General features: G+C 58.9%; 6 protein-coding genes. All 6 read left to right on the forward strand.

Translation table 11 applies throughout. The annotated features are described in order from the left end of the window. The first annotated feature begins 45 nt into the window (after window positions 1–45). The 6 genes from ACYVIS_RS19665 (at window position 46) to ACYVIS_RS19690 (ending at window position 6,393) form a co-directional block, all read left to right on the forward strand. Window positions 46–906: an HpcH/HpaI aldolase/citrate lyase family protein gene (locus tag ACYVIS_RS19665; protein WP_460874855.1), complete on the forward strand. Its 861-nt coding sequence runs from the start codon at window positions 46–48 to the stop codon at window positions 904–906. A 17-nt stretch (window positions 907–923) separates the two neighbouring features. Beyond that, window positions 924–1,937 (forward strand): tripartite tricarboxylate transporter substrate binding protein, encoded by a 1,014-nt coding sequence (locus ACYVIS_RS19670; RefSeq protein WP_232741711.1) that lies wholly within the window; start codon window positions 924–926, stop codon window positions 1,935–1,937. Window positions 1,938–2,018: 81 nt separating this feature from the next. Next, the gene (locus ACYVIS_RS19675) at window positions 2,019–3,203 is read left to right on the forward strand and encodes a CaiB/BaiF CoA transferase family protein (RefSeq protein WP_232741712.1); all 1,185 of its coding nucleotides are present in this window, start codon (window positions 2,019–2,021) and stop codon (window positions 3,201–3,203) included. 112 nt (window positions 3,204–3,315) lie between these two features. Beyond that, entirely contained in the window at window positions 3,316–4,293 is a 978-nt protein-coding gene (locus ACYVIS_RS19680) for a Bug family tripartite tricarboxylate transporter substrate binding protein (RefSeq protein WP_232741713.1), read from the forward strand. A 77-nt stretch (window positions 4,294–4,370) separates the two neighbouring features. Continuing rightward, window positions 4,371–5,282: a LysR family transcriptional regulator gene (locus ACYVIS_RS19685; RefSeq protein ID WP_232741714.1), complete on the forward strand. Its 912-nt coding sequence runs from the start codon at window positions 4,371–4,373 to the stop codon at window positions 5,280–5,282. Window positions 5,283–5,460: 178 nt separating this feature from the next. Then, complete coding sequence (locus tag ACYVIS_RS19690) at window positions 5,461–6,393, forward strand: dihydrodipicolinate synthase family protein (RefSeq protein WP_232741715.1); 933 nt, start codon at window positions 5,461–5,463, stop codon at window positions 6,391–6,393. Window positions 6,394–6,690 lie beyond the last annotated feature (297 nt).

The following is a 6,690-nucleotide window of genomic DNA, read 5'->3' on the forward strand; positions in this document are numbered from 1 at the left end:
TTTATCGTTATCCCGGCACAATAGGCAAAAAACAGGAGACACACGATGCGCAGCAAGCTATTCGTACCCGGGTCGCGCCCGGAATTATTCCGCAAGGCCCTGGACAGCCAGGCCGACGCCATCAGTTTCGACCTGGAGGACTCGGTGCTGGAAAGCCGCAAGGATTACGCGCGCGAAGAGCTGGCCCGATTCCTGGGTGATGCGGGCCTGGCCTCGAGCGGCAAAAAAATCATTGTGCGCGTCAACGGCATGGACACACCCCATTTTCTTGCCGACCTGACTGCGTGCTGCCACCCCGCCGTGCACATTCTCAATATTCCAAAAATAGAATCGCCGGAAAACGCACTCGATTTCTTTGCCCATCTGGAAGACATGGAACGCAAGAAATCGCTGCCGCCAACGATCTCGCTCCTGGCCAATATCGAAACGCCGCAAAGCGTGCGGCGGGCCGGCGAGATCGCAGCCAGCCATCCCCGGGTCGGCGGGCTGCAACTCGGCCTAGGCGATCTGTTCGAGCCCCTGGGCATTGCCCGTTACAACGCCGCAAATGTGCATGCCATGATGTTCACGCTCAGAATGGCGGCCGGCGAAGCCGGCGTATACGCCTACGATTCGGCCTACGCCGATGTGAAGAATACCGCGGGCTATCGGGCAGAGGCGCTGATGGCGCGTTCACTCGGATTCCTGGGCAAAACCTGCATACATCCAAGCCAGGTCGAGATCGCCAACGAAGTTTTCAGTCCGACTCCGGCGGAAGTGGAGTGGGCGCAAAAGGTAACGCAAGCAGCCCAGTCCAATCAGGACAATGGGGCTTTTCTGCTTGACGGCAAGATGGTCGATGCGCCGTTCGTGCATCGAGCCCACGAAGTGGTACGCAACGCGCAGCAGCTGAACCTAATCAAATAAAACCTGGAGACAAACCCATGCATACAAACCGTAATCCGCAAATCCGATACTCACTGACACTGCCCGGCCTGGCCGCCGGCATTGCCCTGGCCGCGACTGTCGCCATAGCCCCGGCCGCCTTCGCGGCCGAAGCCTATCCGGCCGGCAAGCCGATTACCCTGGTCGTCCCCTACCCGCCCGGAGGATCCAACGATGTATTTGCCCGTGCGGTGGGAGCCAAGCTGGGCCCCCTGCTGCACACCACTGTGGTGATCGAAAACAAGCCGGGAGCGGGCGGCTCGATAGGCGCAAGTTACGTAGCGCGCGCCAAACCCGACGGTTATACGCTTGCCGCGGTGTCGTCCAGTTTTACGACCAATGCCGCCATACAGGCCAATTTGTCTTTCGATGCCGTCAAAGACTTCACGCCCGTCGCACTGATGGCCGAAGGCCCGTTTATCGTGGCGGTCAAGAAGGACGCCCCGATCAACTCCATCGCCGATCTGGTCGCTTATGCCAAGAAACACCCCGGGGAACTGAACTATGCCTCGTCCGGCCCCGGCAGCAGCAACCAGTTCGCCACCGAAATGATGGATACGGCGGCCGGCATCAAGATGACCCATGTGCCTTTCCGCGGCATGGGTCCGGCCACCACAGCGCTGATGGCCGGGCAGGTCGATGTGCTGGTGGCCAGCGGCCCCTCTTTGCTGCCGGCCATCAATAGCGGCAAGGTGAGGTCCCTGGGCATCACCAGCGCAAAACCCAGCGCGATTGCGCCCGACTTGAAGCCCGTGGCGGATACCGTGCCCGGCTACGACTTCAGCCTGTGGTGGGGCATTCTGGCGCCCGCGCATACCCCTGAAGCCATCGTGAACACACTGAATGCCGCCATCGCCAAGGTCGTCGAAGATCCCGAAATGAAAAAATTCTTTATCCGGGAAGGCGCCGAGTCGGCAACACTGAGCGCGCCGCAATACAAGCAGCGTGTCAAGGACGATATCGTTCAGTGGAAAAAAGTCGCTCAACAAAGCAACATTACCGTGCAAAAATAAACAAGGGGCTGCGCGCATGCCGGGGCGGGCATCGCCTCCGCATGCATGAAGCCTCCGCAACACCCACGACAGAGAAGATCCATGGCAACACTACAAGACAACGCGCCGCTGACGGGCATCAGGGTCCTGGACCTCAGTGCCTATATCGCGGGGCCTTACGGTTGCGCGCTATTGGCCGACCTGGGTGCCGAAGTCATCAAGATTGAACCTCCAGAGGGCGATAACCTCAGGAAATACCCATCGACCCTGGCGGCCGAAAGCCGCGCCTTCATGGGCGTAAATCGCGGCAAGAAAGGCATGGTCATCGATCTGAAGGCTCCGTCGGGCCATGCGGTCTTCATGCGGCTGGCGCAAACCGCGGACGTGCTGGTCCACAACTTCCGCCCGGCGGTTCCCAAGCGCCTGAAAATCGATTACGAAACACTGGAAGCCGCCAACCCGCGCCTGATCTATTGCTCAATGACGGGCTACGGGACATCGGGCCCCCTGGCCGGCAAGGCCGGGTACGACCAGGTGCTTCAAGCCATGAGCGGCATCTGCTCATCGCAGGGCACGCCCGACGCCCCCGAAATCGTGTATGGATCGGCCGTGGATTTTTATGCGGCATCCATGGTGTCCAATGCGGTGGTGGCCGCGCTGTTCCAGCGGGAGCGCACGCGATACGGGCAGGAAGTGTCGGTATCGCTGCTGGGCAGCGCGCTTGCCATGCAATCGACACGCATGGTGTTTGCGGAAGGCGAACCCAGAAACATAGAACGGGACATGCGCTCGGGAGGCATTACGGGCCTGCATCCGACTCGAGAAGGTTTTCTGTATTTGTCCGCCAATACGCCGCATTTCTGGACTTCCCTGTGTTCCCTGTCGGGGGTGCCGCAACTGGCGGAAAACGAACGCTACGACAGCGTGCGCAAGCGCGCCGAACATGCCGCGGAAATCGTGCCGGTCATACGCCACGCCCTTCAGCAGCACACGGCGCTGGAATGGGAGGCGATTTTCGGCGCAGCCGTTCCTTGCGCGGCGGTACGCCAGGTGGAAGACATGCTCGACAACCCCCAGGTACGGGATCAGCAATTCCTGGCGGACTTCCACCATCCCAAGGCAGGCCGCTACAAAGGCGTAGCCAATCTGATCAAGTTCGGCGCCTGCGAGCCGGTCAAACCCGTATCCAGCCCGACACTGGGCCAGCATACCGGCGAGATCCTCGACCAGGCCGGGTACGGCAAAGACGAGATAAGCTCCTTGTACGAGCAAAAAGCCGTTTTCTGATTCAATCAATGTTAAAGAGCAGTTCGATGGACTATCGTTCACACCTCCGCCGGGCGAAACCCGACGGACTTCTACAGAAACAGAATATCCACATCATTCCCAGGAGCACACTATGAAAGTGACAAGGCTGCATGCGTTGTCGGTTCTTATGTCCGTTGTATCTTGCCTCGGCCTTTCGGGCCCAGCCTCGGCGGCAAGTTTTCCGGATAAATCCATTAACCTGGTCGTTCCCTATTCCGCGGGCGGAGGCGCCGACAATGCGGCCCGCATCATCGCCCAGGCCCTGGGCGAAGAGCTCAAGCAAAGCGTAATCATAGAAAACAAAGGCGGGGCCAGCGGCTCGATCGGCGCCGCCTATGTAGCCCGATCCGCTCCGGATGGCTACACCATGCTGTACGACGCTTCGTCATTCGCCATCAACCCCGTGTTGCGCAAGCTTCCCTACGATGCCGAGAAAGATTTCATTCCGGTGTCGCAAGCGGTCAGCGTGCCCAACATCATGGTGGTGGCCAAGAATTCGCCATTCACCTCACTGAATTCATTCATAACGGCCGCCCAGAAAAATCCCGGGAAATATACGTTTGCATCCTACGGACCGGGCAGCCTCGCGCAAATGATCGGCGAACTGCTGAAGAAAGAAACCCACATCGACATTGTGCATGTGCCTTATAAAGGCGGCGCACCCGCTATCGTGGACGTCATGGGCGGCCAGGTCGATACCTATTTCGCCAATGCGGCATCCAGCCTGAACTATATTACCGGCGGCAAACTGAAGGCCCTGGCGGTCACCTCCGCCACTCGCATGAAAGAATTGCCCAATGTCCCGACCATGGCCGAGTCGGGCCTGAAAGATTTCAGCGTCCTGGAGTGGAACGGTTTCTTTTTACCCGCCGGAACACCTCCCGATGTGGTCGCCAAACTGCAAACCGCCATCCAGAATGCGTTGAAAAAAGAGTCGGTGCAGGACAAGCTGCACAAGCTGGGCCTGACCGCGGTGGGCAGTTCGTCGGCCGAATTCTCCGCGTTCATCAAGGCGGAGCGCGCGCGCTGGACCGAGGTCGTGAAGGCCAACCATATTTCGCTGCAATAACAGCGCGGCGCTGTCCCGGCGTTTGCCATCCAGGCATGCCGGCGGCACGCGCTTGATTTCCTGAGTGGCGATTCCTTATGGTCAGACTGGATATATTGGGCGTTCAGGCGTTTGTGTACATTGCCGAACTCGGCAGCTTCAGCAGCGCGGCCGAGCACCTGCATTTATCGCAAACAGCCTTGAGCCGCCGCGTCTCCAAGCTCGAGGAAATGATAGGGGTCGGGCTGTTTGTCCGCACCACGCGAACAGTGGCCCTCAGCCAGGCGGGGCGGGATTTCCTGCCGCGCGCGCGCAGGATAGTCAGGGAGCTGTCGTCTGCCCTGGGAGACCTGAAAGACAGTGCCTCCAAGGGCTACGGCAATTTTGTTCTTGCCTGCCTGCCGACTATCGCGGCGTCGCTACTGCCGCCGATACTGGCCGAATACGGGCGTACATATCCCAAGAATCGAATCCAGATTCTGGACCGATCGGCCTACGAAATCCGCGAAGCCGTACTTCAAGGCGAGGCGGATTTCGGGATATCCGTTCCGGGCGTGCTGCATTCGGACCTGGAGTACGAGCATTTATTCGATGATCCCGTCGTGGCGGTGTGTCCGGCCGGGCACCCTCTGGGCAAGAGAACGAAGTTGTCATGGAAAGATCTGGAAGGGATTCCGCTGGTCGGAGCAAGCACCCTGAGCGGGTTGAGGCTGCAGATCGAAACGGTGATGAACACGCATAAGCTGGATCTGCTTTTCACCTACGAGGTGTCGCATCTGGCGACGATTACCGGCATGGTGCTGGGCGGCGCGGGGATTGCAATATTGCCGCTGGTGGCCGTGCAGTCGATGGTGGGAGCCGATTTGAAAGTGATGCCATTGAGGTCGCCCAGCGTGAACCGATCGATCGAAATTTTCAGAAGAATGGATCGCGCGCCCTCGGCATTGTCGGACCCCTTGTACAGGCTGGTGATCGAGGGCTTGAAGAAAAGCAAGGCGCGGAGCAGGTAAACCTTCGAATCACGGGGTGCGCGGCGCGCCTGCGATCGGCACGCGGGATAAAGACCCGGCATCGGTGCATTCATGTCTTTTATTCATTAATCCCTGCAATATTTACATTATGATTGTCGCCTGGGTTCACTTAAAGTGACGGGATTCATCAGGCAATGAAAGCCAAAAGGAACAGGCAATGAAACTGACGTCCGATCAAAAAGGGGTGGTGGTGATCGCTCCTACCCCTTTCCTGGATAACGGAACCATCGACACGGAATCGATCGATCGCCTGGTCGACTTCTACATCGAAGCCGGAGTCACGGGGATTACGGTGCTGGGCCAATTGGGCGAGGCGCCCAAGCTGGCTTTTGACGAAGCCGCCGCGGTGGTCTCCCGATTCATCAAGCGGGCGCCTCGCCTGCCCATTGTGGTGGGGGTTTCTTCGCCCGGCTTTGCGGCCATGTCGGCGCTGACGAAACAGGTCATGGACATGGGCGCCGCGGGGGTCATGATTGCCCCTCCCAATACTTTGCGTACCGACGACCAGATCGTCAATTACTACCATCAGGCGGCAAGGGCCATCGGCGAAGATGTCCCCTTCATCATCCAGGACTATCCGCTGACCTTTTCGGTGCAGATGTCGGTGGGCGTCATACGGCGCATCGTAAGCGACAATCCCTCGTGCATTATGCTCAAGCACGAGGATTGGCCGGGCCTGGAAAAGATCTCGGCTTTGCGCAATTTCGAAAAAGACGGTTCGATGCGGCATATCTCCATACTGTGCGGCAACAATGGGCTGTTCCTGGATTTTGAAATGTCGCGCGGCGCGGACGGCGCGAACACGGGCTATTGCTTCCCCGATATGCTCTGCGATGTGGTGGGGCTGTATTCCAGCGGCGAACGGGATCAGGCGCACGATCTGTTCGATGCGCATCTGCCTTTGATCCGCTATGAGCAGCAAGCCGGCGTGGGATTGGCGGTCAGGAAGTATGTATTGATGAGGCGTGGCCTTTTAAAGACGGCAACGCTCAGGAACCCGGCGGCCCCCTTGACTCCTGCGGCGCGGGAGGAAGTCGAATACTTGTTGAAGCGTCTGGCCCGTGTCGATAAAAGAGCGGCTCTGGCGTGAACATCGGGTTCCAGGCATATGCCTGCATGGTGCTCTCCTGGTGTATTTTTGGTTCAAGTGTTTACGCACTGAACGTGTTTCAGTCACTTTCGTTTTGAGTCGTTTTTGGACTTGATCTGTGGCTTTTGGACTGTGCGTTGTTGTGTTGGCGGCGGTTATTTCTATAAAGACGCCGCAGGGTGGGCGGTGCTGTGCAGTCCGGCACGTCCAGCGGTCGGCTAGCTGCGCTAGCCGACTGCCCGGGTCTGCCTCGTCCAGGCGGGCGTCGGGCCAACTCGCAGTGCCTCGCGCGCGAGG

It is taken from the genome of Paralcaligenes ginsengisoli (assembly GCF_054781135.1).

Bases quoted from the DNA above. Each gene is read 5' to 3' on its own strand.
- ACYVIS_RS19665 (WP_460874855.1), top strand. From the start codon at position 46: ATGCGCAGCAAGCTATTCGTACCCGGGTCGCGCCCGGAATTATTCCGC.
- ACYVIS_RS19670 (WP_232741711.1), top strand. From the start codon at position 924: ATGCATACAAACCGTAATCCGCAAATCCGATACTCACTGACACTGCCC.
- ACYVIS_RS19675 (WP_232741712.1), top strand. From the start codon at position 2,019: ATGGCAACACTACAAGACAACGCGCCGCTGACGGGCATCAGGGTCCTG.
- ACYVIS_RS19680 (WP_232741713.1), top strand. From the start codon at position 3,316: ATGAAAGTGACAAGGCTGCATGCGTTGTCGGTTCTTATGTCCGTTGTA.
- ACYVIS_RS19685 (WP_232741714.1), top strand. From the start codon at position 4,371: ATGGTCAGACTGGATATATTGGGCGTTCAGGCGTTTGTGTACATTGCC.
- ACYVIS_RS19690 (WP_232741715.1), top strand. From the start codon at position 5,461: ATGAAACTGACGTCCGATCAAAAAGGGGTGGTGGTGATCGCTCCTACC.